The 26,361-nt window shown below is 57.2% G+C and carries 29 protein-coding genes; 16 read left to right on the top strand and 13 right to left on the bottom strand.

Translation table 11 applies throughout. The annotated features are described in order from the left end of the window. Positions 1-321 precede the first annotated feature (321 nt). A complete protein-coding gene (locus tag QLG03_RS22145) occupies positions 322-1,539 on the top strand; it encodes a diguanylate phosphodiesterase (protein ID WP_255987493.1) in 1,218 nt (405 codons plus the stop codon). 20 nt (positions 1,540-1,559) lie between these two features. Here QLG03_RS22145 and QLG03_RS22140 read toward each other — a convergent pair whose 3' ends face one another. From QLG03_RS22140 to QLG03_RS22130, 3 genes are all read right to left on the bottom strand, one after another. Continuing rightward, a complete protein-coding gene (locus tag QLG03_RS22140) occupies positions 1,560-2,072 on the bottom strand; it encodes a 2-oxo-tetronate isomerase (protein ID WP_023289595.1) in 513 nt (170 codons plus the stop codon). A gap of 167 nt (positions 2,073-2,239) precedes the next feature. Further along, positions 2,240-2,713: an Hsp20 family protein gene (locus QLG03_RS22135; RefSeq protein WP_023289594.1), complete on the bottom strand. Its 474-nt coding sequence runs from the start codon at positions 2,711-2,713 to the stop codon at positions 2,240-2,242. Positions 2,714-3,125: 412 nt separating this feature from the next. Next, positions 3,126-3,251, bottom strand: coding sequence for a hypothetical protein (locus QLG03_RS22130; protein ID WP_227506967.1), 126 nt, complete (start codon positions 3,249-3,251; stop codon positions 3,126-3,128). Here QLG03_RS22130 and QLG03_RS22125 point away from each other — a divergent pair. From QLG03_RS22125 to QLG03_RS22115, 3 genes are all read left to right on the top strand, one after another. Continuing rightward, positions 3,202-3,306, top strand: coding sequence for a YnaM/YnfT family protein (locus QLG03_RS22125; RefSeq protein WP_022065603.1), 105 nt, complete (start codon positions 3,202-3,204; stop codon positions 3,304-3,306). The genes QLG03_RS22130 and QLG03_RS22125 overlap by 50 nt on opposite strands. A gap of 411 nt (positions 3,307-3,717) precedes the next feature. Next, positions 3,718-4,353, top strand: coding sequence for a LuxR C-terminal-related transcriptional regulator (locus QLG03_RS22120; protein WP_180263567.1), 636 nt, complete (start codon positions 3,718-3,720; stop codon positions 4,351-4,353). A gap of 467 nt (positions 4,354-4,820) precedes the next feature. Then, a complete protein-coding gene (locus tag QLG03_RS22115) occupies positions 4,821-5,492 on the top strand; it encodes an SOS response-associated peptidase (protein WP_050534377.1) in 672 nt (223 codons plus the stop codon). Positions 5,493-5,571: 79 nt separating this feature from the next. Here the strand turns inward: QLG03_RS22115 and QLG03_RS22110 are convergent, their stop codons facing one another. Then, positions 5,572-6,108 carry a GNAT family N-acetyltransferase gene (locus QLG03_RS22110; RefSeq protein WP_117136716.1) on the bottom strand — a complete coding sequence of 179 codons (537 nt, stop codon included), beginning with the start codon at positions 6,106-6,108 and terminating at the stop codon, positions 5,572-5,574. A 206-nt stretch (positions 6,109-6,314) separates the two neighbouring features. Here QLG03_RS22110 and QLG03_RS22105 point away from each other — a divergent pair, with 206 nt between their 5' ends. Then, complete coding sequence (locus tag QLG03_RS22105) at positions 6,315-7,208, top strand: LysR family transcriptional regulator (protein ID WP_180265964.1); 894 nt, start codon at positions 6,315-6,317, stop codon at positions 7,206-7,208. Here QLG03_RS22105 and QLG03_RS22100 read toward each other — a convergent pair. After that, complete coding sequence (locus QLG03_RS22100) at positions 7,203-7,805, bottom strand: LysE family translocator (RefSeq protein WP_178944492.1); 603 nt, start codon at positions 7,803-7,805, stop codon at positions 7,203-7,205. The two genes, QLG03_RS22105 and QLG03_RS22100, sit on opposite strands and share 6 nt — an antisense overlap. A 30-nt stretch (positions 7,806-7,835) precedes the next feature. On the opposite strand from QLG03_RS22100, the gene QLG03_RS22095 reads away from it, so the two are divergent. Further along, positions 7,836-8,000 carry a hypothetical protein gene (locus QLG03_RS22095; RefSeq protein WP_178944491.1) on the top strand — a complete coding sequence of 55 codons (165 nt, stop codon included), beginning with the start codon at positions 7,836-7,838 and terminating at the stop codon, positions 7,998-8,000. 53 nt (positions 8,001-8,053) lie between these two features. Here QLG03_RS22095 and dcp read toward each other — a convergent pair whose 3' ends face one another. Then, positions 8,054-10,099 carry a peptidyl-dipeptidase Dcp gene (gene dcp / locus QLG03_RS22090; protein ID WP_255987482.1) on the bottom strand — a complete coding sequence of 682 codons (2,046 nt, stop codon included), beginning with the start codon at positions 10,097-10,099 and terminating at the stop codon, positions 8,054-8,056. A gap of 130 nt (positions 10,100-10,229) precedes the next feature. Here dcp and ydfG point away from each other — a divergent pair, with 130 nt between their 5' ends. Continuing rightward, a complete protein-coding gene (ydfG, locus tag QLG03_RS22085; RefSeq protein ID WP_023289559.1) occupies positions 10,230-10,979 on the top strand; it encodes a bifunctional NADP-dependent 3-hydroxy acid dehydrogenase/3-hydroxypropionate dehydrogenase YdfG in 750 nt (249 codons plus the stop codon). Between the two features lie 91 nt (positions 10,980-11,070). Beyond that, entirely contained in the window at positions 11,071-11,757 is a 687-nt protein-coding gene (locus QLG03_RS22080; RefSeq protein ID WP_004206025.1) for a GntR family transcriptional regulator, read from the top strand. 51 nt (positions 11,758-11,808) lie between these two features. Here QLG03_RS22080 and QLG03_RS22075 read toward each other — a convergent pair whose 3' ends face one another. The 4 genes from QLG03_RS22075 to QLG03_RS22060 all read right to left on the bottom strand — a co-directional run bounded on the left by QLG03_RS22075 (position 11,809) and on the right by QLG03_RS22060 (position 16,002). After that, a complete protein-coding gene (locus QLG03_RS22075) occupies positions 11,809-12,240 on the bottom strand; it encodes a universal stress protein (RefSeq protein WP_048334875.1) in 432 nt (143 codons plus the stop codon). 268 nt (positions 12,241-12,508) lie between these two features. Next, positions 12,509-13,972, bottom strand: a complete 1,464-nt coding sequence (locus tag QLG03_RS22070) for a fructuronate reductase (protein ID WP_104467046.1) — start codon at positions 13,970-13,972, stop codon at positions 12,509-12,511. 269 nt (positions 13,973-14,241) lie between these two features. Next, a complete protein-coding gene (locus tag QLG03_RS22065; RefSeq protein WP_023289556.1) occupies positions 14,242-15,525 on the bottom strand; it encodes an MFS transporter in 1,284 nt (427 codons plus the stop codon). A gap of 114 nt (positions 15,526-15,639) precedes the next feature. Then, positions 15,640-16,002, bottom strand: coding sequence for a YnfA family protein (locus tag QLG03_RS22060; RefSeq protein ID WP_072140454.1), 363 nt, complete (start codon positions 16,000-16,002; stop codon positions 15,640-15,642). A 108-nt stretch (positions 16,003-16,110) separates the two neighbouring features. Between QLG03_RS22060 and QLG03_RS22055 the strand changes: the two genes are divergently transcribed. After that, positions 16,111-16,452, top strand: coding sequence for a DUF1283 family protein (locus QLG03_RS22055; protein WP_004206035.1), 342 nt, complete (start codon positions 16,111-16,113; stop codon positions 16,450-16,452). A gap of 66 nt (positions 16,453-16,518) precedes the next feature. Then, positions 16,519-17,079, top strand: a complete 561-nt coding sequence (gene speG, locus QLG03_RS22050) for a spermidine N1-acetyltransferase (protein ID WP_004206037.1) — start codon at positions 16,519-16,521, stop codon at positions 17,077-17,079. Here speG and QLG03_RS22045 read toward each other — a convergent pair. Continuing rightward, positions 17,073-17,783, bottom strand: a complete 711-nt coding sequence (locus tag QLG03_RS22045) for a YnfC family lipoprotein (protein WP_023289554.1) — start codon at positions 17,781-17,783, stop codon at positions 17,073-17,075. The two genes, speG and QLG03_RS22045, sit on opposite strands and share 7 nt — an antisense overlap. A gap of 101 nt (positions 17,784-17,884) precedes the next feature. Between QLG03_RS22045 and QLG03_RS22040 the strand changes: the two genes are divergently transcribed. The 6 genes from QLG03_RS22040 (at position 17,885) to clcB (ending at position 24,304) form a co-directional block, all read left to right on the top strand. Continuing rightward, complete coding sequence (locus QLG03_RS22040) at positions 17,885-18,154, top strand: DUF1161 domain-containing protein (protein ID WP_255987480.1); 270 nt, start codon at positions 17,885-17,887, stop codon at positions 18,152-18,154. 150 nt (positions 18,155-18,304) lie between these two features. After that, the gene (gene ynfE / locus QLG03_RS22035; RefSeq protein WP_255987478.1) at positions 18,305-20,740 is read left to right on the top strand and encodes a selenate/tellurate reductase subunit YnfE; all 2,436 of its coding nucleotides are present in this window, start codon (positions 18,305-18,307) and stop codon (positions 20,738-20,740) included. Positions 20,741-20,750: 10 nt separating this feature from the next. Then, positions 20,751-21,368: a DMSO/selenate family reductase complex B subunit gene (locus QLG03_RS22030; protein WP_032452738.1), complete on the top strand. Its 618-nt coding sequence runs from the start codon at positions 20,751-20,753 to the stop codon at positions 21,366-21,368. A 1-nt stretch (position 21,369) separates the two neighbouring features. Continuing rightward, positions 21,370-22,227 (top strand): DmsC/YnfH family molybdoenzyme membrane anchor subunit, encoded by an 858-nt coding sequence (locus QLG03_RS22025; RefSeq protein WP_023289551.1) that lies wholly within the window; start codon positions 21,370-21,372, stop codon positions 22,225-22,227. Between the two features lie 39 nt (positions 22,228-22,266). Beyond that, positions 22,267-22,875: a Tat proofreading chaperone DmsD gene (dmsD, locus tag QLG03_RS22020; protein WP_023289550.1), complete on the top strand. Its 609-nt coding sequence runs from the start codon at positions 22,267-22,269 to the stop codon at positions 22,873-22,875. A gap of 133 nt (positions 22,876-23,008) precedes the next feature. Next, the gene (clcB, locus tag QLG03_RS22015) at positions 23,009-24,304 is read left to right on the top strand and encodes a voltage-gated ClC-type chloride channel ClcB (protein ID WP_023289549.1); all 1,296 of its coding nucleotides are present in this window, start codon (positions 23,009-23,011) and stop codon (positions 24,302-24,304) included. Here the strand turns inward: clcB and bioD are convergent. After that, the gene (gene bioD, locus QLG03_RS22010) at positions 24,257-24,952 is read right to left on the bottom strand and encodes a dethiobiotin synthase (RefSeq protein ID WP_023289548.1); all 696 of its coding nucleotides are present in this window, start codon (positions 24,950-24,952) and stop codon (positions 24,257-24,259) included. The genes clcB and bioD overlap by 48 nt on opposite strands. Positions 24,953-25,079: 127 nt before the next feature. Further along, positions 25,080-26,300: a sugar metabolism global transcriptional regulator Mlc gene (gene mlc / locus QLG03_RS22005; RefSeq protein ID WP_048298665.1), complete on the bottom strand. Its 1,221-nt coding sequence runs from the start codon at positions 26,298-26,300 to the stop codon at positions 25,080-25,082. Between the last annotated feature and the right edge of the window lie 61 nt (positions 26,301-26,361).

Here is a 26,361-nt window from a genome sequence, read left to right as displayed (position 1 = left end):
TTTTGAGAGCGGGCAATATAATGGCAGGATAATTCCTGGTGGCGAATGTTAACCGATAATTTAAGGCGGTGGACCAATACCGCAGGAGGAATGAGCGGCCTGTTTCCCCCTTTTGCATCGTAAATGAGAAAAAGATAGCTAAACCTCAGATTCCCTGTAGAGTGAAGGTAATCACAAAGTGAAGCTCCCGTTCCGCGTAGCGGACATCACGGTTGGTTAAATGTCATAAAAAACAGCCTCCCTTCTCCGAGGGTCTGGCCATACCTCCCTAAATACGCGCTGTGCGGACCATCACGCGCTGCCGCAGCGACCGGAATGATTATGCTAACCACCCTGATATACCGCAGCCAGGTTAATCCTGCCCGCCCGCCCACCGATCTCGACGCTTTAATTCATCGCGCCAGCGGGAAAAACATGCCTCTTGGCATCACCGGTATTCTGCTGTTTAACGGCCTGCAGTTCTTCCAGGTGCTGGAGGGAAGCGAGGAAGATCTTGAGTCGTTATTCCACGAGATACAGAGCGATCCGCGCCATCGCGACGTGGTGGAACTGATGCGCGACTATTCGGCCTACCGTCGTTTTCACGACACCGGGATGCGCCTGCTGGATCTTCGTCTTTTCGAAGCCGACAGCGCGCTGGAGGAGCTCCTGTGCTTTAGCTCGTTTGGGGTCACCGAGCCGGTCAACGACCGGATGTTCCGCCTGATTAGCGCCTTTATCGCCGACGGTGGGCGCTATTGTCTACCCGAGCCGCTGCAGCCTTCTCGCTGGACGATGATGCCTGCCCCGGCCACTGCCACGGCGCGCCACCTGCCCGATCAACCTTGCCAGTTTGCCCTGCAGGCCATCGTCGAGCCGGCCAAAAAGCGGGTCTCTTCTTTTGAAGCGCTGATCCGTAGCCCCACCGGCGGATCTCCTGTAGAGATGTTTGCCGCCATCCCGGCGGAGGATCGCTACCGTTTCGACCTCGAGAGCAAAGCGTATGCCTTCTCTCTCGCCGGTCAGTTACCGCTTGGTAAACACCAGCTGGCCATTAACCTGCTGCCCGGTTCGCTGTATAACCACCCTGACGCCGTAGGCTGGCTGATGAACAGCCTGCTGGCGGCCGGCCTACGGCCGGACCAGGTGCTGATAGAGGTTACCGAAACGGAGGTGATCACCTGCTTTGACCAGTTCCGCAAGGTGCTCAAAGCGCTGCGCGTCGCGGGCATGAAGCTGGCCATCGACGACTTTGGCGCGGGTTACTCCGGCCTGTCGTTACTGACCCGCTTTCAGCCCGATAAAATCAAAGTGGATGCAGAGCTGGTGCGCAATATTCATATCAGCGGCGCCAAGCAGGCGATTGTCGCCTCGGTCGTGCGCTGCTGCGAGGATTTGGGCATCACGGTGGTGGCGGAAGGCGTCGAAACCCTGGAAGAGTGGTGCTGGCTGCAGTCGGTGGGCATTCGCCTGTTTCAGGGGTTCCTTTTCTCCCGACCGTGCCTGAACGGCATCGGGGAAATTTGCTGGCCGATAGCGCGTCAGGCCACGGATCTGTAAGGCCGCGGTAGTCGGCAGCGTCACTGCCAGTGGGGGAGCTTTTCGCCCAGCGCCGCCAGGGCGAAGCGCACCGCTTTCGCCACCACTGTCTCGCAGTCACCGGTAAAGCGCAGCCGTTGAGTTTCGATCTGGCCGCGAAAGTTCCAGGCAAACCATACCGTGCCGGCGGGGGTACCATCCTCTCCCCCCTCCGGTCCCGCATAGCCGCTGATGGCAATGGCGATGTCGGCCCCGGCTATCGCCAGCATACCGCTGGACATCTCCTTCACGCACGCTTCGCTGACAGCGCTGTGTTCCGCCAGGGTTTCCGCGCGCACCTGCAGCACATTGCGCTTGGCTTCATCGCTGAAGGTAACCACGCCGGTATCATAAAAGGCCGCGGTATCAGCCTGAGCGCAGAGCGCTGCCGCCAGATTGCCGCCGGTGCAGGATTCCGCAGTGGTGAGCCGCCAGCCGCGCGCGATAAGCGCGCGGGCCACCTCGGCGGTCAGTTGATGAGTATGTTGTGCGTCTTTATCGATCTCGTCAGCCATTCTGACTCCTCGCCGAATTTGAAAAGTATCACCGCCTCACTGCCCTGTTAACAGGATAGCATAGTGATTTCTCTCGTCGCCTGAAGGCCGCTACGCCACCCTGAGTGAATAAAATAAAGGCCCGCAGCGCGGGCCTTGAAAGGAACTACCTTGGCACAGAAGCGGAATCACACTTTGTGTTCGATCACCCGCCCCTGGTTCTCAATGGCAATTTTGCGCGGTTTTTCGCTCTCGGGGATCTCCTGATGGATAGCGATTTTTAAGATCCCGCTCTCCAGCTGCGCCTGATTAATCTGGGCGTGTTCGGGAAGCGAAAAACTAAGCTGGAAATCAGCCCGGCGAATGCCTTTATAAATCCAGCCCTGGCTGTTTCCGGAATGATTTTCGGTTTGCGCGCGTTTACCGGTAATATGCAGATTACCGCCTACGGTCTCTATTTCCAGTTCATCATCTTTCCAGCCAGGCACGCTGACGCTGAGCAGGAAATTACTGTCATCCACTTTCTGTAAATCGTAGGCTGGTAAGGTCCCCACCGGCGTATCGCCCGTTAACTGGCTGAAAAGACGGTCGATACGGTTAAAACGATCGGCAAAAAGGGAATCAGCAAATACCGGGAGTGCTGACAAGGTTTTGAGTGCCATAATTAACCTCCTGAATATCCATTCAAAAGCTCAACATGAAGGCAAGCATTGCTTGTCCGCTTTATAAAATAATAGCTAAAGCGCGTTTTTCAAGACCTGAAATAAAAAATTTTCTTCGTCAGTCACAGAAAGAAATAACCAGGTCAGGTGGCAAAGTGACCCCCGCCAGACGGCGGGGGCTGGGGTGCTTCTGAGTCCCATAACTGATGCTGTTTAACATTCAATAAACAGAAGCGTCATGTATATATTACTTGTTCAAGGGGATGTCAACGCCCGAATCGCGCCCCCTCACCCGTCGCCCTGCAATAGCGCCACGAGAAACGCGGTTCCCCTGACGATCGTTTCGCCAACAGCGGCGGCCTCGACATCACTTTGGCCTCGCTGGCGCCAGCCGGAAGACCCTGGCGAAAATTTACGCCGTCAGGGAAGGAACCTTTCTCCTCCCTCCGTGCCTAATAATCTGCATACGCACTTTCTGAGGCATCACTATGACCGGCATTTTTATCTCTACCACCCTGTTCGCCCTCTTCGCGTCGATGTTGATCGGTCTGGGGATGGTATGGAAAGGCATCTCCAACAACCCGGATAACTAATCCTTTTTGACGCCGTTGCTCTTCGACTGATGCAGCGGCGTGATAGCGCCCTCTACCGACATCCGGTCAGGACCACTTCTGCTTCCGCTCAGGCATTATTGACAAGAGTATGCTCTAACCGAACCGTTTTTGAATAAATGATTCATGCACTAAATACATCACTTGAATTAATACATTCCAATCCAGAATTAATGTTTGTTATATGTACAATTTAAGCAGTTTGTGCCAAATCACCGGCTACATCAGGGCAAAAGCAAAAATCAAGACCTTGATTTATATGATTTTTCAAGTCTTTCCCAGATAAAGTCTCAAAAATGGATTTATTGATTTTATTAGCTATTAGAAATATCCTAATCCCATATACTGTAAATGCTCTCCCCCTTAAAAAATATTAATATTTTGACGATCGGCATTACTATGACTAATATTTTCATTAATACTGAAAACATATTTCTTAATCGAGGTGTTTGTGAACTTCTTATCGAGGTCGCAAAGGAAGAAAACATCTGTACACCTTTTTCCATTTTGCAATACTCACCAGATACTCTCGGTCAGATAGATATGCTGTTTACGGAAATGACGACCGGTGAACATTATCTATGCCACCCGGTTTTCAAAAAAATCCCCGAACACACATCTATTTTTATTTTCGTTCCCACCGATAGTGCTATGCAAGTTGATCGGATACCGTATTGTCTACGTGATGCTACTTTTATTAGTATCAACACCGGATTGCACCGTATAAAAAATCAGATTGCGAAACATCTGATGGAGTCAACAGCGTCGATTGCTAGTAACCAGGTAAAAGACAGCAGACGCTGTGTAAAATGCCCTCGATTAACATTGACCAAATCACAACTTTATATTATCGATGCGATCAGAACGGGAATGAATAATCAGCAGATAGCGCAAGAACTAGGTATCAGCCATAAAACGGTCTTTTCCCATAAAATCAATATCATGAAAAAATTCCAAATAGCCACCAAACAAGAGTTGACGAAATTCTCATCCGTTGCTCTTGCGCTTTCCTCAGGAAGGATCGGTTAACGTCGAGTTTTGTTAAATCGCATCTTCATTTTTCTTCGATCTTTAACATAGGAGAGACCAAAAAATAATGATGTCAATAATAATACTACCGCCAGGGATAATAATAGCCAGTTACTCATAAACAACCTTTTCAAAGTAAAAGATGATTTTTAAATAATAAGGGGTAAAAGTTTTCAAACACAACCAAACGCCAACCATTTCAGACAAAGGTAAAGCCACATACGATAATTCTGAAAAGCAATAAAAAGAGAAGAAGCCTTCTCTCTAGCCCCGGTTATTAGGGTAATAAAGATTACTCGTAAAGAGAAAAAGCCAGGTACCACACCGAACGGTTATTGCAGAGACGTCTGGCAATATGATGGCCTGAAATTATAGCCTCTCCCTGTGGAATGATTGTGGTTTTTGGTAAGGCGTCCCTTTTTTCTGCTGTTCTATACTTTTAGTCAGACATCTGGCTGGAGGTGGCGATGTGCGGACGTTTTGCGCAAGCACAGACGCGGGAAGCATACCTGGCGTTTCTCGCAGAAGAGGCCGAAAGCGATATCCCCTGGGACCCGGTGCCCATTGGGCGATATAACGTCGCGCCCGGGACAAAAGTGTTACTCCTGAGTGAAAGGAATGAGCAACTCCACCTCGATCCCGTTCACTGGGGCTATGCGCCGGGATGGTGGGATAAATCACCGCTGATTAATGCCCGGGTTGAAACCGCTGCCACCAGCAGGATGTTCAAACCGCTGTGGCAGCACGGGCGGGCGATCTGCTTCGCCGATGGCTGGTTTGAATGGAAAAAGGTCGGAGACAAAAAGCAGCCCTACTTCATTCAGCGAAAGGATGGCCAGCCGATATTTATGGCCGCTATTGGCAGCCCCCCCTTCGAACGCGGGGACAGCGCCGAAGGATTTTTGCTGGTGACCGCTGCCGCCGATCGCGGTCTTGTCGATATACATGACCGCCGGCCGCTGGTCCTGACGCCGGAAGCCGCCCGGGAATGGATGAGGCAGAATCTCACCGGGGCGGATGCGGCGGAGATTGCCAGGGACGGAAGCGTCTCCGCCGACGATTTCACCTGGCACGCGGTATCGCGGGCGATCGGCAATGTGAACAATCAGGGGCCTGCGTTAATTGAGCCAGTAGAGTGAGCGCCTAACTCTGTGGCCGATCCCCCGCCTGATGCGTCGGCTGCGGTGCGATCCAGCCTTGCGAATAAGCCCCCGCGAGTTACCCCGACTGGCTTAACCACTCGCTTAAGGTCAACGAATAAAGCAGACTCGGCGGCGCATTTTCTATATCGGCAATCTCGTTGATGAACCTCAAGCCTGCTTTCTCGAGCACTTTTCGTGAGGCCAGGTGATTCGCCCTCACCACCGCTGAAATCTCCGTGAGTTTGATCGCCTCGAAGCCATATCTTACCGCCGAGGTCGCGAGGTCGGTGGCCAGCCCTTTTCCCCATGCCTCTGTTGCGAATCGATAGCCAAGATTGTTGAGGGTGACATCGTTATAGCGACGAATAGTTAAGCCGCCAAAGCCAATGATTTTTTCCGGAGCATCACGCGCCGATATGGCCCAGTTGCCAAACCCGCGATCGTGCCAGTGGGCAAGCCAGCGCTGGATAACCGTACTGGCATAGTCAATATCCGGGTAGGGTCCTGCGGGGTTAAAGGTATTGGTCGCCGGATCGCCATAAATTCGGTAAAGATCGGCGACATCTTCAGCCATGACAGGGCGAAGCCGCAGGCGATGAGTCTCAATATGCAAACGTATCTCCTTGACGAGTGAGGTGGCCCGCGACGCTTCGCGAACCCTCCCTGCCGTTGTGGATGCCTGGGACTCGTTCAAGCGGACCTGAGAAGCGCGATTAAACAGATACTTCCGGCAATAAAAATAGGATATGGTAATCCGGAAACGGGATCCCCTTTTGTCGGCGCCACGCATATCGTTACCGAGTGAACACAGGACTGTAAATGATCGATGACATCCGCTACCTGATAGTCTTTGCCAAAATTGTCGAGAGCGGTTCTGTTTCAGGCGGCGCCGCGGCGTTAGGGTTGTCGACCGCAACAGCAAGCGCACATTTATCCAGGCTTGAGAAAAACCTTAACAGCGCTTTGCTCTACAGAAATACCCGAAAGCTTTCTCTAACACAAGATGGCGAAAGTGTGCTGGAGACCGCCAGGTCGATGCTCGAGCTTTATGAAAAAGGCGTCATTGAGTTTAAGCAACGTTCTGTATCCACAGCCGGTAAGCTGCGTATTTCCATACCTGCCGTTTTTTTAAACAGCCCATTCACTCACCATCTTGCAAATTTCATTAAAGAGAACCCGGATATTGCTCTGAGCATTTCTTATAGTGACCTGCGCGAGGACATTATTGCCGACAGTATTGATGTCGCCTTTCGCATTGGCGAGCTCCCCGATAGCGCTCTCAAGGCCCGGCACCTGTTTGTTCTGCCGCGAAAGCTGGTGGCAGCAAAGGGCTTTCTCCTGCGCTATCCTCCCGTTGATCATCCCGCTATGCTTGAATTAATGCCGTGGATTGGGCTGACGATGAGGGAGAATGTGCGCGAGTTCAGACATCGCAACGGCGAACGGGCGATAATAAAGTATACACCCGGCGTGTATGTCGATAGTGTTGAGGCCGCCTATGCCCTTGCCAGACAACAAATTGGCCTGGCCGCTCCGCCGCGTTTTCTCTGCGAAGAGGATATCCGCCTCGGCGACATGCAGGAACTACTTCCTGACTGGTCATTAGCCCCGCTAAAAGTGTATGCCCTATGGCCTGGCAATATTTCAGTTAGCGGCGCGGCCTATAAGCTGATTAATTATATCTATAATGCCGTTGAACATCAGCCGCTATGAATAGGTAATATACTGCGAATACAGTATGTAACCCGCAGTCATGCACAATAATCCGCCCATCACCAGATTAAACAGGCGGATCTGTGCTCTGCTTTTGAGAATCGCTGACATTTTATCACCGAATATCGCCCAGGCCGCCAGGGACAGATAGCAGACAAAAAAGTAGATGATAATAAATAGCGATATACTCAGGCGCGACGAGGGTTCAGAAAACAAGGCGACGCCAGAGGCACAGGCAGCCCAGGCTTTAGGATTGAGCCATTGCATTAAAAAACCCTGCGCAAACCCCGGCGCCTGTGCTTTTTTCAGTGACCATTCCGGATGTGAAGTAGCAATTTTATAGCCCTGAAACAAGATAAATAACGAACCAACGATATTCAGATAGCTAAAAAACCAGGGGTGCGTTGCGATGGCCGCGTAGAGTCCAAAACTAATAAAAACCAGTAACAATGTAAAACCAATAGTGGCGCCCGAGACGAAAGCAAATGTTTTTCTGAATCCATGCGCAGCGCCGGAAGAGATAATAACCATATTAACCGGACCAGGCGAAAATGACAGGGCCAGCGCAAACATAAGCATAGTAACGATCAAAACCATTTATTTATCCGTTTTCCAGGGAGAGATATCGTGGCAGGTGGTTTTATTACCACCTGCATGACGTTATTGAAAGACTACCTCGATATCGCAACGGGATTAAGTGGCTTTTCTCTAAATGTGTATTTGATTATTTTCGCGCTATTTCTCCTGACCGGCCCCTGGCGCAATCCCCTGCAATCAAAGCATGGCCAGTGAAAAGCGCCTGATAATGAAAACACCCAATCGATCGCTTCGCACCGCCCGATGGCCTATGCGCTCAACCCGCGATTTTTCAGCATCGGCTCAATCTTTGGATCGTGTCCGCGCCACTGGCGATACAGTTCAGCTAAATCAGCGCTATTGCCGCGAGATAAAATCGCTTCCCGGAAGCGCTGACCGTTCTCACGGGTCAAACCGCCCTGCTCCACGAACCACTGATAGCCATCGTCGGCCAGCATCTGGGTCCACAGATAGGCGTAATAGCCTGCCGCATAGCCGCCGCCGAAGATATGGGAGAAGTAGCTGCTGCGATAGCGCGGGGGAACGGCCGCCAGATCGAGGTGTTCTTCCCGGAGTACCCTCTGCTCAAATGCATCCACCTCGTCCGGAAACGCGGTGGTCGACAGCGTATGCCAGCGCATATCGAGCAGCGCGGCGGCTAGCAGCTCGCTCATGTCGTACCCTTTATTGAAGGTTGCCGCACGCAACATATTGTCGCGCAGCGCCTCCGGCATCGGCTCTCCGGAGCGATAGTGCTTCGCATAGTGGGCGAATACCTGCGGATGGCTGGCCCAGTGTTCGAAGATTTGCGACGGAAACTCGACAAAATCCCGCGGGGTATTGGTCCCGGAGAGGCTGGCATAGCGCTGGCTGGCGAACAGCCCGTGCAGGGCGTGGCCAAACTCATGGAACAGGGTGATCACCTCATCCCATGACAACAGCGCGCTCTGTCCGCTCTGCGGCCGGGCATAATTGCAGACGTTGTAGATAACCGGGCGCTGCTCCCGCAGAGTCGACTGTTCGACAAACACGTCCATCCAGGCGCCGCCGCTCTTTGAATCGCGCGCGAAATAATCACCGTAAAACAGCGCCATCCCTTCGCCATTGTGGTCGAAGATCTCCCAAACCCGCACATCCGGGTGGTACACCGGGATGTCAAAGCGTTCCACGAAGCGGAGCCCAAAGAGCTGCGATGCCGTCCAGAAGACGCCGTCCTGCAGCACGCGCTCGAGGGCAAAATAGGGTTTGAGCTGCGCGTCATCAATGGCATAGGCAGCCCGACGCACCTGCTCGCTGTAGTAAAGCCAGTCCCATGCCTGCGCGCGAAACTCCCCGCCTTCGTTGTCGATCACCTGCTGGATGTCCGCCAGCTCACGTTCCGCCCTCGCCCGCCCCGCCGGCGCAATCTGACGCATAAAGCCCAATGCCTCCGCCGGAGAAGCCGCCATTTGATCGGTCAGCGCCCAGCTGGCGTAATTTGCCGCCCCCAGCAGTTCCGCCTGCTGCGCGCGGATCGCCGCCAGCCGCAGCACCAGACTACGGGTATCATGCTCATCGCCCTGTTGATTGCGCGTCCAGCCGGCGGCGAAGAGATTCTCCCGCGTTTGCCGGTCGCGCAGCGCAAGCAGCTGCGGCTGCTGGGTGGTGTTGGTCAGCGTCAGCAGCCAGCGATCGCCGAGCCCTTTTTCGCGCGCCGCGTCGGCCGCAGCCGCTATCTCCTCATCGGTCAGGCCATCCAGTTGATGCCGGTCATCGACCACCAGGCCACCGCTTTTCGCCGCCCCCAGCAGCCGCTGCTGGAACTGACTTTGCAAAGTGGCCGCTTCGGTGTTCAGGGCGCGCAGCACCGCCTTCTGCGCCGGGGCCAGCGTTGCCCCGGCGTGAACAAAGCGTTGCCATGTCAGGGTCAGAAGACGCCGGGATTCGCCGTCAAGCGAGAGCGTCTCGCGCTGCTCGTAGACGCTGTTCACACGCTGGAATAAAGCCTCGTTGAGCCAGATGTCATTCCCCAGCCCGGCGAGCTCGGCGGAAAATTGTTCATCCAGTGATTGCAGATAAGGGTTGGTATGGGCGCTGGCCATGGCGAAAAAGACCCGCGTCACCCGCGCCAGCAGCTGTCCGCTCTGCTCCAGCGCCTCGAGCGTATTGGCGAAACTGGCCGGCTGCGGATTGTCGATAATGGCGCGGATCTCCTCGCGCTGCTGCCGGACGCCCTCATCAAACGCCGGCCGATAGTGACTGTCTTCAATCAGATCAAACCGCGGCGCCTGGTAAGGCAACAGACTGACGCTAAAAAAGGGGTTTTGTTCGGACATCTTTCTCTCCTGTACAGGCTTATCCTGTAAGATTAGGCTTCTCCTTAAGGGGTCGCAATGATTTCCGTTACCGGTCGCCGCCTGTGCGTGCTATGGTATGAAAACACAAAAAGCGTTGAGGAACAGTAAGATGATTATCATGGTCACCGGCGCCACTGCCGGTTTTGGTGAAAGTATTACTCGCCGTTTTGTCGCCAACGGTCATAAAGTGATTGCGACCGGACGTCGCGAAGAGCGCCTGAAGACGCTGAAAGACGAGCTGGGCGATAATCTTTATATCGCGCAACTGGACGTTCGCAACCGCGCCGCTATTGAGACGCTGATTGCCGACCTGCCCGCCGAGTGGCAGGCAATCGATGTGCTGGTGAACAACGCGGGTCTGGCGCTCGGTCTGGAGCCGGCGCACCGCGCCAGCGTGGAAGACTGGGAAGATATGATCGACACCAATAATAAAGGGCTGGTGTACATGACCCGCGCCGTCCTGCCGGGCATGGTGGCGCGCAATCGCGGCCACATCATCAACATCGGCTCCACGGCAGGCTGCTGGCCTTACGCCGGCGGTAACGTCTATGGGGCGACCAAAGCCTTCGTCCGTCAGTTCAGCCTCAATCTTCGCACCGACCTGCACGGCACCGCGGTGCGCGTCACCGACATCGAGCCGGGCCTGGTGGGCGGCACCGAGTTCTCGAACGTCCGCTTTAAAGGCGATGACGCCAAAGCCGGTAAAACCTACGAGAACACCGAAGCCCTGACGCCGGAAGATGTGACCGAGGCGGTCTGGTGGGTGGCCACCCTGCCGAAACACGTCAACATCAACACCCTGGAGATGATGCCGGTGAGCCAGAGCTTTGCCGGACTCAGCGTTCACCGCCAGGGCTAACCGTCAGCCACCCGGCCTGCTGGCCGGGTATGGGCGGAACCGCAAAAAACGCGTAAAATAGTGCGCATAACCCCATAAAAAGTAACCATCAATGGCCGCAGAATCGCAACTGAATCCGACGCAACCCGTCAATCAGCAAATTTACCGCATCCTCCGCCGGGATATCGTTCACTGCCTGATCCCGCCTGGCACGCCGCTGTCGGAGAAAGAAGTCTCCGTGCGTTTTGCGGTATCTCGTCAGCCGGTGCGCGAGGCCTTTATTAAGCTGGCGGAGAATGGACTTATCCAGATCCGTCCCCAGCGCGGCAGCTACGTCAACAAAATTTCCCTATCTCAGGTGCGCAATGGTTGCTTTGTCCGCCAGGCGATTGAATGCGCGGTGGTCCGCCGTGCCGCTGGTATGATTAACGATGAGCAAGTCTATCAGCTGGAGCAGAATCTTCATCAGCAGCGTATTGCCGTCGACCGTCAGCAGTTAAACGACTTTTTCCTGCTTGATGATGAATTTCACCAGAAGTTGTCAGTTATTGCCGATTGTCAGCTGGCCTGGGATACGGTGGAAAACATCAAAGCCGCTATTGACCGCGTGCGCTACATGAGCCTCGACCATGTCTCCTCCCCGGAGATGCTGCTGCGCCAGCATCATGAAATTTTCACCGCGCTGGAAAAACGCGACGCCGAGGCGGTCGAGAAAGCCATGAGTATTCATTTGCATGAAATCAGCGAATCCGTGCTGTTGATCCGCCAGGAGAATCGCGACTGGTTTAGCGAAGAGTAAGGATCAGACGGCTGCGAAATAAGGCAGACGCAGCCGTCGTAATGGAAAGGATTATCTGACCACCAGCACCGGCGTTTTGGCGTAGCGCAAAATGGATTCGGCGTTGGAGCCCAGCAGATGGGTGGAGATCCCCGGTTTGCGGGAGCCAATCACTATCACATCGAACGCTTCGTTGTTACTGATAGCCAGAATTTCATCGCGCACGTTACCAAAGACGACCCGGGTATGGATCCGCGACATCGGTATGTCGAACAGTCGCGCCACCTCGCGCATCTTTTTCTCCGACTCTTCCTGCATATAGGCTTCGAATTTACGAATATCCGCCGTAAACCCGCGTAATAACGAACGGCTGCTGTTCGGCAGAACGTTGAGCAAGGTGATTTCGCCATTTTCCGCCGACGCGAGAAATTCCGCGTGACGCACTGCCTTATCGCTTAAATCCATTTCAAAAACATCAACAGGCAATAAAATCTTTTTATACATGGCCCGCACTCCTTTTCCAGAGAAAGTGATTTTTCAATAACTTAACTATGCCATTTTTGCGGTGAATGACCAGCCTTTATTCGGAAAAATAACAGCTAATTATCTTTAGTAAATCAGGGAAATATAGAGTTATGTAAGGACATTGCGTTCGATCATATTTTTAGTCTGCTAAAAGCGATCGACAGCAAAAAAAGAAATATCAGCGGAACCGTGCGGAAACAGCAGAAGAGCCGGTGTCGACCTCATGACCGACACCGGGAATAAACGATTATTGCGCCTCAGCCCATGCGGCAACGGTGGCTTTGGCCCCCTGACGCTGCAGCGCAACATAGGCGCGGGTCACCGCCGAAACGAACCGCGCTTCCTGCGGCAGCTCACGGCCGAAGATGGCCTCAATGCCCAACAGCGCTTTGACGCGCGCTTCGCCATCGGCGCTGGCGGCTACCGCCTCCTTGATCACCGGCAGCAGCGGATCGCAAATTTCGATCGCCTGACCGGCGTCGTCAACACCGCCGACATAGCGCATCCAGCCCGCCACGCCCAGCGCCAGCAGCGTGAAGTCATGCTGGTGCGCCAGGTGCCAGCGTACCGAGTCCAGCATGCGCTGCGGCAGCTTCTGGCTACCGTCCATGGCAATCTGCCAGGTACGGTGTTTGAGCGCCGGATTGCAGTAGCGGTCAATCAGCAGACTGGCATAGTGTGACAGATCCACCCCCTGCACTTTTAAGGTCGGAGCCTGCTCGTCCAGCATCAGCGCCAGCGCCGCGCGGCGGTAGTTGTCATCCTGCATACAGTCGTTGATATGCTGATAACCGGCCAGATAGCCGAGATAGGCGAGGAACGAATGGCTGCCGTTGAGCATCCTCAGCTTCATCTCTTCGAAAGGCACCACATCGGCGACCAGCTCCGCCCCCGCTTTCTCCCACTGTGGACGTCCGGCGACAAAGTTATCCTCAATCACCCACTGGCGGAAAGGCTCGCAGGCCACGCCAGCCGGGTCGCGCACGCCGGTCAGCTGTTCAATTTTATCGAGGGTTTCCGCCGTCACCGCCGGGACAATACGGTCCACCATGGTCGACGGAAAGGTGACATTCTGTTCTATCCATGCGGCGAGGTCCGCGTCCAGCGCCCGGGCGTAGGCGCAGACGACGTTGCGCATCACATGACCGTTTTCCGGCATGTTATCGCAGGACATCACGGTAAAGGCCGACAGCCCTGCCTCCCGGCGACGCGCTAAGGCCGCCACCACCACGCCCACTGCCGATTTCGGCTGGCGCGGGTTAGCGAGATCGGCGGCGATCAGCGGGTGATCGAGCTGCAGCTCGCCGCTGGCTGGCGAATGGCAATAGCCTTTCTCGGTAATGGTCAGGGAGACAATGGCCACCTGTGGCTCACACATCGCCGAAAGCACGGCCTCGAGACCATCGACCTGGGCGTGCAGCGCCTGCTTCACCACCCCGACCACGCGCGCGGTCCACGCGTCGGCGGACATTTCTGCCACGGTGTACAGCAGATCCTGCTGCCGGAGATCGGCGATCTGCTGCTCGCCGCCAATCAGGTTGACTTCAGTGTAGCCCCAGTCGCTGCCGTGCTCGCTGGCCAGTATATCGGCGTAGACCGCCTGATGGGCGCGGTGGAACGCGCCAAAACCCAGATGGACGATACGGGGGATCAGCGCACGGCGATCGTAGTCCGGCTGTATGGCGTTAGCGGTTAAGAGGGTGTTTTCCATGATGACTCTCGTTGTTATGTGGCTCATCAACCATTCTCTGGGAGAACTCTCGAGGAGAATGCCTTTGTGCCTCAACCATCTCACGCAATTGGTATAACATCTTTGATTTCTGTCAACTACCATACAAGAAGCTTTTGCCGGGTTGTGGCCGCTGGCGAGCGATCACAAAATCTCTGGGATGGCAGGAGAAAATCCGCCGCGAAGCGGTAAGAGAAGATGGAGCATGGCGCAGGCCGCGCCTCCCTGCGGGCCTGTTGCTTCCTGGTCGGTTAATCGATGCGGGTTTTGACGATAAAGAAGTAGCACAGCGCCCCGGCGAAGGTCACCCCGGCGGCGATCACCAGCGCCAGATTGAAAGAATGGGTGGTATCCACGACCCAGCCGGTGACTATCGGCGCGAAGGAGGCAAACACAAAGCTGCCAAAGTTCTGGATCGCCGCCACCGACGCCACTTTATGCTCCGCCACCAGCACCTGTACCAATCCCCAGGCCGAGGTGCCAGCGAAATGGACGCAGAACAGCGCCATGGAGATAAACGCCACCGCCTGGGTCGGCGTGGACGATTGCACCACCAGCAGCGTTCCCAGCGCCGACAGCACCAGACCGGCAACGATCGCCGTTTTGCGGGTTTTCGCCAGGTCGTAGCCTCTGCGCGCCAGGGCGTCGACCACCAGACCATTGACCCACATCCCCACCGCCGCGGCGAGGAACGGGATCGCCGCCACCCAGCCGGTGCGCGCCAGGCTTAACCCCTGCTGAGCCTGCAAATAGCCGGGCAGCCAGGCGATATACAGCCAGCCGGTATAGTTCACCCCGGAGAAGCCGAGGATCATCCCCCAGGTGGTACGCCGTTTAAACAGCGCCAGCCATTCGCTCAGTTTCAGCGCCGGCCGGGCCGCCTCCTCGCTGGCCAGATAGCGTTGCTCCTCCTCCTGGAGGGTAAATTGCCGCCGGTTACGGTATCCCACATACCAGCACAGGCCGACCAGAATACCGGCCAAACCAATCACCACAAACATTGTCCGCCAGCCCCAGGCCAGCTGCATGATGACCAGGGCCGGCGGGGCAATGGCTTGCCCCAGCACCGTCGAGGAGTTAAATATCCCCACCGCCGTGCCGCGCTCTCTTTGCGCATACCAGTCGTTGATCGATTTCACGCCGGCGGGCATAAACGGCGCTTCACCGATCCCGAGGCCAATGCGCAGCAGAATAAAATGCGAGAATGAATTGACCATCCCGGTCAGGGCCTGCATCGCAGACCAGAATATCAGCCCGGCGCCCAGCACAACCCGCGGTCCGAGGCGATCCAGCAAAATGCCCGAGGGCAGTTGCGCGAAGCCATAGGAGAGCGAAAAAGCGGAGAGCAGCACCCCGAACTCGGTGGCGCTCAGACCCAGATCGGCGCGTATCGCCTCCCCGGCGACGCTCAGGGAAGAGCGGTCAAGAAAGTTAACGATCCCGGCGATAAACAGCAGCGTCAGAGTGATCTTCTGCACCCGACGGATGCGCAGCGGCGTCGCGCCCGCCTGTGGGGCAAATGTCTCAATAGCCATCGTGATTCCTTACAGAGTCATAACCCAATATGATGTCTGATAAGTAAGGCAACAGGTCGACTACCATACAAGAATTAGGGTTTAAAAAAGTGGCAGGGATCACACAAGACGGGCTTACGCTCGTCCCCAGCCCGCCACGATGATCAGCATGCCGCACAGGGCGATGGCCGCGCCCGCCCAGTCATAATGGGTTAATTTGACCCCATCAACGACCCGCAGCCAGAGCAATGCCGTACAAACGTAGACGCCACCGTAGGCGGCATATACCCGCCCGCTGGCGGTCGGATGGAGCGTCAGGAGCCAGACGAACAGACCCAGCGCCAGGCCGGCGGGGATCAGCAGCAGCGGCGTGGCCCCGCGCTTTAACCATAGCCACGGCAGATAGCAGCCGACGATTTCACACAGGGCGGTGGCAAAGAACAGCAGCGTTGTTTTGAGCATTAAAAGATTCGTAAAAGAGACAAAGCGTTGAACTATTCTACGCGATAATAGCCCTTTCCCTACGCTGTTTCGTCGGCTATGCCCGGCAAAAGAGCTGTAGTAAACTTAACCTGAGGGTTAACCCATCACTTAAAGGAAATCGTGATGAACATGACACTGAACAAACGCTGGTGCCTGACCGCCATTCTGGCGTTAAGCGCCGTCGTCTATACCTCCAGCTCGTTCGCGGCCACCGACCGGCTGGTGATTGAGTCCGGCGACAGCGCGCAAAGCCGTCAGCAGGCGTCGATGGAAAAAGAGCAATGGAACGACACCCGCAGCCTGCGCCAGAAGGTGAACAAACGGGCGGAAAAAGAGTGGGACAAAACCGATGTCGCCTTTGACGCGCAGGATAACTGCCAGAAGAGCGCCAACGTCAATGCCTACTGGGAACCAAACACCCTGCGCTGCCTTGACCGCCGCACCGGCCGGGCGATCAATCCCTGAGCACGCTGGCGCCTGCGGGCGCCGCCTTTCAGTCCCCTCTTTTCCGCTTTGACCACAGGAATTCCCATGACCGACGCGCTACACGTCAGACTCCGCCCCCTTGAGCGCGAAGATTTGCGCTTTGTTCACCAGCTCGACAACAACGCCAGCGTGATGCGCTACTGGTTTGAAGAGCCCTATGAAGCCTTCGTTGAGCTTTCCGATCTGTACGACAAGCATATTCACGATCAAAGCGAGCGTCGCTTTGTGATCGAATGCAATGGCGATAAGGCCGGACTGGTGGAGCTGGTGGAAATCAACCATGTGCACCGCCGGGCCGAATTTCAGATCATCATCTCACCCGACTTCCAGGGAAAAGGCCTCGCCACCCGCGCCGCGCGGCTGGCGATGGACTATGGCTTTACCGTGCTCAATCTGTATAAGCTGTATCTGATTGTGGATAAAGAGAATGAAAAAGCGATCCATATTTACCGCAAGCTCGGCTTTATGGTCGAGGGTGAACTGATCCATGAGTTTTTCATTAACGGCGAGTACCGCAACACCATCCGCATGTGTCTGTTTCAGCATCAGTATCTGGCGGAACACAAAACGCCGGGCCCGTCTCTGCTGAAGCCGACGGCTCAGTAATAATCAATGCGGTTTTTAATCGTGTAGTGGCGGGTCAGCGGCGGCTGGACGCTTTCATCGATCACCTGCAGCTCACAGCTCAGCGGATTGTCATGGCGATCGTAGTCGCAGGTCTGGCGCACCGTGCCCAGCGTGCGGTCGTTGAAGGTGCTGATGGCGGTATAGTCCATTTTCTTGCGCGGATCCTTCGACGGCGTGGAGGCGACGGTAAATCGCTCCTCTTTGGCGGTGGTGGTTTTCCCCAGCGGATAGCCATCGCTGTCGTAACGGTAGGTGGCGGTAGTCTCTTTGCCGCGGGCGCTGATAATAAAGCCGTTATCATCCGTTTCCCAGCTCACGCCGGTGGCGGGCATCTCCGCCAGCTGACATTTCCCCTGCAGACGCAGCCGCTTTTCATGGGTGCGGCCATCGACGTAATAGTTGGCGTCCAGCAGCAGCGTGGCGCCGGTGTTATTCTCCACATCCTCCAGCGTCAGCAGATCGAAACATCCCTCTTTTGACAGCTGCGCGCTCACCTTCTTGACCACCACATCGTGTTCGTCCAGTAACGTCTGGCTAAAATCCTTCACCGGACCGCGCAGCGGATCGAACTCAAACTCATTGGAAAAACTCGCCATCTCCGGGGTGAAGGCTTCCGGGGCGCTTTCGCGGTCGCACGCCGTCAGCAGCAGCGCGGTCGGGATTAGCCAATACAGTCTTTTCACAGATGATTCCTTTTGTGTACATCCAATCATATTAGCAAATACAATTGTTTACACCAGTTCTGCTATGCTTAAATCTGGATACCATCGATAAGGAGCGTAAGATGAAACTATCCCTCTGGACAGGCGCCGCGCTGCTGCTGTGCTCCACGACCCTGCTGGCGGCCCCCGACTCCTGTGAACGGGTCAAAAATGATATTCAACAGAAGATCATTAACAATGGCGTACCGGAAACGGCCTTCAGTCTGGCCATCGTGCCAAACGACCAGGCGGACCAGCCCGGCGCTCAGGTGGTGGGTCATTGCGCCAACGACACCTTCAAAATCACCTACACCCGTAACAGCGACAGTCCCGCCGAAAACGACGCTCAGTAAACCCGCCTCGCTTTCAAACGAAAGATCTTATCCCTGTATTGACCAGGGATAAGATCTGCCGGCTACCCATAACGTATTATCGCTCACCCCGGCGTCTGTTAATGACGCGGCGGCCCTTCTCCGCCCAGCATAACTATCATGGAGTGAGCAATGTCGAATCAGGAATCTTCCGGCGGCGTCACCCGACGCGCGCTACTTAAATCCACAGCCCTCGGTTCTCTGGCGCTGGCCGCCGGCGGGCTTCCCCTGCCCTTTACGCTGCGCAGCGCCGCGGCGGCGGTCCAGCAGGCTGCCGGCGACAACACCCGGATTGTCTGGGGCGCCTGTTCGGTCAACTGTGGCAGCCGCTGCGCCCTGCGGCTGCACGTGCGTGATGATGAAGTGGTCTACGTGGAAACGGATAACACCGGCGACGACCGCTACGGCGATCATCAGGTCCGCGCCTGCCTGCGCGGGCGTTCGATTCGCCGGCGCATCAACCACCCGGATCGCCTTAACTATCCTATGAAGCGCGTCGGCAAACGCGGAGAAGGCAAATTTGAGCGTATCAGCTGGCAGGAAGCGCTGGATACCCTTGCTGACCGTCTGAAACGCGTCGTCGCGCAATATGGCAACGAAGCCGTGTACATTAACTACTCATCAGGAATCGTCGGCGGGAACATGACCCGCTCCTCGCCTTCCGCTTCGCCGGTGGCGCGGCTGATGAACTGCTACGGCGGCTCGCTTAACCAGTACGGTACCTACAGCACCGCGCAGATCGCCTGCGCCATGCCCTACACCTACGGCAGTAACGACGGCAACAGCACCTCGGATATTGAAAACAGTAAGCTGGTGGTGATGTTCGGCAACAACCCGGCGGAAACCCGCATGAGCGGCGGCGGCATTACCTGGTATCTGGAACAGGCCCGCGAGCGCTCCAACGCGCGGATGATCGTTATCGATCCGCGCTACACCGATACCGCCGCCGGTCGCGAAGATGAGTGGATCCCCATTCGCCCCGGCACAGACGCCGCGCTGGTCGCCGGTATCGCCTGGGTGTTGATTAACGAAAATCTGGTGGATCAGCCGTTCCTTGATAAATACTGCGTCGGCTACGATGAGAAGACGCTGCCGGCCGGGGCGCCAGCAAATGGCCACTATAAAGCCTATATCCTCGGCGAGGGCGACGACGGCGTCGCCAAAACGCCGCAGTGGGCTTCGCGTATCACCGGCATCCCCGCCGATCGCATCATTAAGCTGGCGCGCGACATCGGCATGAGCAAACCGGCCTACATCTGCCAGGGCTGGGGGCCGCAGCGCCAGGCCAACGGCGAGCTCTCCGCCCGGGCGATCGCCATGCTGCCGATCTTAACCGGCAACGTCGGCATCAACGGCGGCAACAGCGGCGCCCGCGAATCGACCTACACCATCACCATCGAGCGTCTGCCGGTGCTGGAAAACCCGGTGAAAACCGCCATCTCCTGCTTCACCTGGACCGACGCCATCGCTCGAGGCCCGGAGATGACCGCCACCCGCGACGGCGTGCGCGGCAAAGAGAAGCTGGATGTGCCGATCAAGTTCCTGTGGAACTACGCGGGCAATACCCTCATCAACCAGCACTCCGACATCAATAAGACCCACGAGATCCTGCAGGACGAAAGCAAGTGCGAAACCATCGTGGTCATCGACAACTTTATGACCTCGTCGGCGAAATACGCCGACCTGCTGCTGCCCGACCTGATGACCGTTGAGCAGGAAGATATTATTCCCAACGATTACGCCGGCAATATGGGCTATCTGATTTTCATCCAGCCCGCCACCTCGGCGAAATTTGAACGCAAACCGATTTACTGGATCTTAAGCGAAGTGGCGAAACGGCTCGGCGACGATGTCTACCAGCGTTTTACCGAGGGACGCACTCAGGCGCAGTGGCTGCAGCATCTGTACGCCAAAATGGTGGCGAAAGATCCGGCGCTGCCGGCCTACGATGAGCTGAAGCGAATGGGCATCTACAAACGCAAGGACCCGAACGGGCACTTCGTCGGCTATCGCGACTTCCGCCGCGATCCTGAAGCGCATCCGCTCAAAACCCCGTCCGGCAAAATTGAGATCTACTCCAGCCGGCTCGCCGAGATTGCCGCCCGCTGGCAGCTGGAGAAAGACGAAGTCATCAGCCCGCTGCCGGTCTATGCCTCCACATTTGAAGGCTGGGACGATCCGCTGCGCAGCCAGTATCCGCTGCAGCTGTTTGGATTTCACTATAAGGCGCGCACCCATTCCAGCTACGGCAACGTGGACGTGCTGCAGGCCGCCTGCCGTCAGGAAGTGTGGATCAACCCGCTGGACGCGGAAAAACGCGGGATTAAAAACGGCGATCTGGTGCGGGTGTTCAACCAGCGCGGCGAAGTCCGGCTGCCGGCGAAAGTGACGCCACGCATCATGCCGGGCGTGTCGGCGATGGGCCAGGGCGCGTGGCACGACGCCAATATGGCCGGGGACCGGGTTGACCATGGCGCCTGCATGAATACCCTGACCACCCATCGCCCGTCGCCGCTGGCGAAAGGGAATCCGCAGCATACCAACCTGGTCGACATCGAGAAGGTTTAAGGAGTAAACCATGAGCACGCAATATGGATTCTTTATCGACTCCGCTCGCTGTACCGGGTGCAAAACCTGCGAGCTGGCCTGTAAGGACTATAAGAACCTGACTCCGGAAGTCAGCTTCCGTCGCATCTATGAGTACGCCGGCGGCGACTGGCAGGAGGACAACGGCGTCTGGCAGCAGAACGTGTTCGCCTATTACCTCTCCATCGCCTGTAACCACTGCGCCGATCCGGCCTGCACCAAGGTCTGCCCGAGCGGAGCGATGCACAAGCGCGAAGACGGTTTTGTGGTGGTGGATGAAGAGGTGTGCATCGGCTGCCGCTACTGTCATATGGCCTGCCCGTACGGCGCGCCGCAATACAACGCCGACAAAGGCCATATGACCAAGTGCGACGGCTGTTATCAGCGCGTCGCCGAGGGGAAAAAGCCGATCTGCGTCGAGTCCTGCCCGCTGCGGGCGCTCGATTTCGGTCCCATTGCCGAACTGCGCGCTAAGCACGGCCAGCTGGCGGCGGTGGCCCCGCTGCCCTCCGCGCACTTCACTCAGCCGAGCATCGCGATCAAACCTAACCGCAACGCCCGGCCGTGTGGCGATACCACCGGTTATCTGGCAAATCCGAAGGAGGTGTGAGATGGGAAGCGGATGGCAGGAATGGCCGCTGGTGCTGTTTACGGTACTGGGGCAATGCGTGGTCGGCGCGACCCTCATCAGCGGTCTGGTCTGGCTGGCGCTGGCTGACCAGCGCGAAGCGCGGCAGCGGCTGGTGCGCAGCATGTTTTTTATCTGGCTGCTGATGGGGATCGGTTTTCTCGCCTCAGTGATGCATCTCGGTTCGCCGCTGCGGGCGTTTAATTCGCTGAACCGCGTCGGCGCCTCGGCGCTGAGCAACGAAATCGCCAGCGGCGCCTTGTTTTTCGTCGTGGGCGGATTCTGGTGGCTGCTGGCCGTGCTGGAAAAAATGCCGGCGGCGCTGGGGAAAGTCTGGCTGGCGATCGCCCTGCTGTTGGGGCTGGTGTTTGTGCTGGCGATGACCCGGGTTTATCAAATCGATACCGTGCCGACATGGTACACTGGCTACACCACCAGCGCCTTCTTCCTGACGGTACTCCTCAGCGGGCCGCTGTTCGCCGCCCTGCTGCTGCGAATGGCGAAAGTCGACGTTAACGTCTGGTTTATAGCCGGGCTGAGCGTGGCCGCGCTGGTCATCAGCGCCGCGATTATCGTGATGCAAAGCGCCGGGCTCGGCGCCATTCACAGCGCTGTTCAGCAGGCGGCCACCCTGCTGCCGGATTACGGCAGACTGCAGGCCTTACGTCTGATCCTGCTGGCGCTGGGACTTGGCTGCTGGCTGTGTCCGCTGATCCGCCGTCAGCCGCCGCGCGCTGCGGGGCTGTTGGCCGGTCTGTTGCTGGTCCTGATCGCGGAATGTATTGGCCGCGGCCTGTTTTATGGGCTCCATATGACCGTCGGTATGGCGGTTGCCCGTTAATGAGACGGCGCCGGCGCGCGCCGCAGAAAGGAATAAGTGATGATGCCGTTCCCTCACCGCGACGCTGTCGCCTTAAGCGCCCGTACCCTGGGCGCGTTGTTCTCTTATGCGCCGAATAGCCCGCAAATCGCGCCGCTGGTGGCCGCCTTCCAGGACGGCAGCTGGCAGCAACAGTGGCCCTTCCCGGTTGCCGCCCCGCTGGCATCGGGGTTTGCCGCGTCGGTTGAAGAGTCGTTGCCGGAAGCCTGGCAGCGCCTGTTTATCGGACCGTGGGCCCTGCCGGCGCCGCCATGGGGATCCGTCTGGCTGGATAAAGAGTCGGTGCTGTTCGGCGAATCCACACTGGCCCTGCGCGAATGGATGCGCGCGAACGGCATCGCACTGGACGCCGAACGCAACGAGCCGGAAGACCATTTCGGCACCCTGCTGCTGCTGGCGGCGTGGCTGTGCGAAACGGAACAGGAGGCGTTGTTTGCCCAGCTGCTGGCCTGGCATCTGCTGCCGTGGTCCGGGCGCTTCCTGAGCGTCTTTGTCGAACATGCCGCCCACCCCTTCTACCAGGCGCTGGGCCAGCTGGCGCAAGCGACCCTGGCGCAGTGGCAGGCAGGTCTGCCCCTCGCGGTGGCGGAAAAGCCGCTCTATCGCTAATCCCTTTGCCGCGCCGGGAGTCGGCGCGGTTTCCTTGCTGGCTCCCCTCTCCGTAACCCGCACTTATCGCTTTTGCATATAAGTTTATTCCCTATCACAATAAGTCCATGTTTTCCCAATCTCGCTGTGACCGATGCACCGTCTTCATCCCTATCCAGATGTGCAGGTGATGTTTCGTCGCCTGCTGATCGCCACGCTGATTGGCCTTCTCGCCGCCCTGGCGGTGGCCCTGTTTCGCCATGCCATGGTGGTGCTGGAAACGCTGTTTCTCGGTAACGACAGCGGGAGCCTGGTCAACGCCGCGCAGTCGCTGCCGGCGTGGCGACGGCTGATTACCCCGGCGCTGGGGGGACTGGCGGCAGGGGCACTTCTCTGGCTGTGGCAACGACGCCGCGTTGCCCGCCCGCACGCCGCCACCGATTATATGGAAGCCCTGGAGACCGGAGACGGTTGCTTCGATACTCCGGCAAGCCTGGTGAAGTCGCTGGCCTCGCTGCTGGTGGTGGTCACCGGCAGCGCGATTGGCCGGGAAGGCGCCATGATCCTGCTGGCCGCGCTGGCGGCCTCGCTGTTCGCCCGCCGCTTCACGCCGCAGGCCGAATGGAAACTGTGGGTCGCCTGCGGCGCCGCCGCCGGGATGGCCAGCGCCTATCATGCTCCACTGGCCGGCAGCCTGTTTATCGCTGAAATTCTGTTTGGCACGCTGATGCTGGCCTCGCTTGGGCCGGTAGTGATCTCGGCAGTGATCGCCCTGCTGCTGACCCAGTTTCTCAACGGCGGCGCCGCGCCGTTGTACCATGTCGTCCTGCAGCAGGATCTCAGCGCGCTGCACTATGGCCTGATGCTCGCCACCGGACTGCTGGCCGGACTGTGCGGGCCGCTGTTTATCTGGCTGATGGAATACAGCCACCGCGGGTTCGTCAGGCTGAAACTGGCGCCGCCGTGGCAGCTGGCGCTGGGCGGTCTGATCGTCGGCGGCTTATCGCTCATCACGCCGGCGGTGTGGGGCAACGGCTACAGCGTGGTGCAAAGCTATCTGCTGCTGCCGCCGCCCGGCGCGCTGCTGGTGGCGGTATTCCTGTGCAAACTGCTGGCAGTGCTGGCCAGCAGTGGCTCCGGCGCGCCGGGCGGGGTGTTTACCCCCACGCTGTTTGTCGGCCTGGCGATGGGCATGCTATTGGCCCGCTTCAGCGGGCTGTGGCTACCGGGGGGGCAGGAGATGGCTATGATGATGGGACTGACCGGCATGGCGGCGTTTCTTGCCGCCACTACCCATGCGCCAATCATGTCGACTCTGATGATTTGTGAGATGACCGGGCAGTATGTGCTGCTGCCCGGCCTGCTGATCACCTGCGTGGTGGCGTCGGTGCTGTCGCGGACGTTACGCCGGGATTCGATCTATCGCCATCACGTTGCCGAGCATGTCTAAGTCGACGTAGCGGCTTAGCTCACGCTGTTCGGCGCGCGGCAGATACGGTAGCTCGCCAATGAGCGGCGCCGGCAGCTTTTTGCTGAGCACATCGATGATTTCGGCGTAGTGCGCCAGACCGGGGTTGATGCGGTTGGCCACCCAGCCGATCAGCGGCAGCCCGTCATTGGCGATCGCCTGGGCCGTCAGCAGCGCATGGTTGATGCACCCTTCCTGGATCCCCACCACCATCAGCACCGGGAGCTGCTCCTGTACCACCCATTCGGAGAGCGGTCGCAGGTCGTTCATCAGGCTGCGCCAGCCGCCGGTGCCTTCAACCACCACGTGTTCAACTTGCCCGGCCAGCCGCTGCAAACCATCCGACAGCAAACCGTAGTTGATCGGGCAGCTGTGCGCCACGCTGCTTTCGTCTTCGCTTAAGGCGATGGGATTGACAGCCTCATAGGGTAACGCCAGCGTGGAGACGCTCTGCAGCACCAGCGCGTCTTTATTACGCAAACCGTCCGGCGTCTCTTTGCTGCCCTTCGCCACAGGCTTGTACCCGGCCACGCTTTTGCCTCTGGCAGCAAGTGCCTGCAACAGCGCACGGGAAACCACTGTCTTCCCGACAGAGGTGTCTGTACCTGTAATAAAGAAACGCTTAAACATCACTAACCCCACAGTTTTGTCGATGAAATATACGGGAGAGAAATAATCAACAGTGGGCAAAGTCTACGTGAAGCCGCTGGGGGTCAGCTTGAGATAGCGCAATTTTTGGTGTGACTATGAAAAAATGTTAACCCTGTAACAGTCGTATGAGTAAGGATCCGTTATAGAGCGCATCCTTGACCAGCGCCGCGCCAGCCATCGTTCCGCGGTTGGAGAACTGGGTGCTTTCAACTGCGATATGCTGGCTGTAGGCCGGGAGTGATTGTTGCCGAATGCAGCTGGAAATTGCCGGAAAAAGAATGTCTGCCGCCAGGTTAAACGGCGAGCCGATCAGGATTTTCTGCGGGTTAAACAGATTGACCATGATCGCCAGAATGCGACCGACGTGATGACCGACGCCGCTGATAATGTCCCGGGCCAGCAGGTCGCCCTGCAGCGCCGCCTGGCACAGCCACTCCACGCTCAGCGGACGCTGATGCAGCAGCGAGCTCATCGACTGCGCCATCCGCATCTGCGCCAGCTCCAGCACGCTCTCCACGCTGGCGATCGTTTCCAGACAGCCATGGTTGCCGCAGTAGCAGCGTTTGCCATAGGGGTCGACCTGGGTATGACCGATCTCCACGAGGCTGCTGCTGCCGGCGTGCAGCAGACGTCCGTCGGTGATAACCCCGGCGCCGACGTTATGATCGATCACCACCTGGATGACGTCCCGGGCGCCGCGCGAGGCGCCAAACAGCGATTCCGCCATGGTCCAGGCGCTAATGTCATGCTGAATATAGACCGGCACCCCGGTATGGTTGGCCAGCGTTTCGCCCAACGGGACGTCTTTGACCTCTTCATAAAACGGCATGCGATGAATAATGCCGTTTTCGGTATCAATGATACCCGGCATCGTTATGGCGATGGAGGTGAGGCGTTCCAGCTTCTTCTGGTGGCGAATAAAGAAGCGATCGATATGGTCGATAATCCGCGTCAGAAACGGCGTGCTGTCGGTAAGCGCCAGCTCCAGCTGCTCCTCCACCACCAGCTGGCTGCTTAAATCGCGCAGCGAAAGGTGGATCTCGCCGCGGCTGATGCGCACCGCCAGATAGTGCCAGGCCTCGGTTTCCACCATCAGACCCACCGCCGGGCGCCCGCGGCTGCCGGGCTCCTGAATCTCGGTCTCCTGCACCAGATGCGCTTCCAGCATCTCGCGGACAATTTTGGTGATGCTGGCGGGCGCCAGTTGCGCAAATCGGGAGAGGTCGATACGCGATACCGGGCCGAGCTGATCAATCAGGCGATAGACGGCGCCCGCATTGGTCTGCTTAATTTGATCGATATGGCCTGGTTGACTATCCGCTACCACCATTGACTCCCTTTATTTTCGCGCTTCGAAATAAACTTTCGGCTATGGTGAAGCACTTCGA

The sequence above is a fragment of the Klebsiella sp. V115_8 genome, assembly GCF_029967715.1.
GTDB lineage: Bacteria > Pseudomonadota > Gammaproteobacteria > Enterobacterales > Enterobacteriaceae > Klebsiella > Klebsiella quasipneumoniae.
The sequence above is the reverse complement of the archived record's forward strand: the minus strand, read 5'-3'. Positions and strand labels throughout refer to the sequence as shown.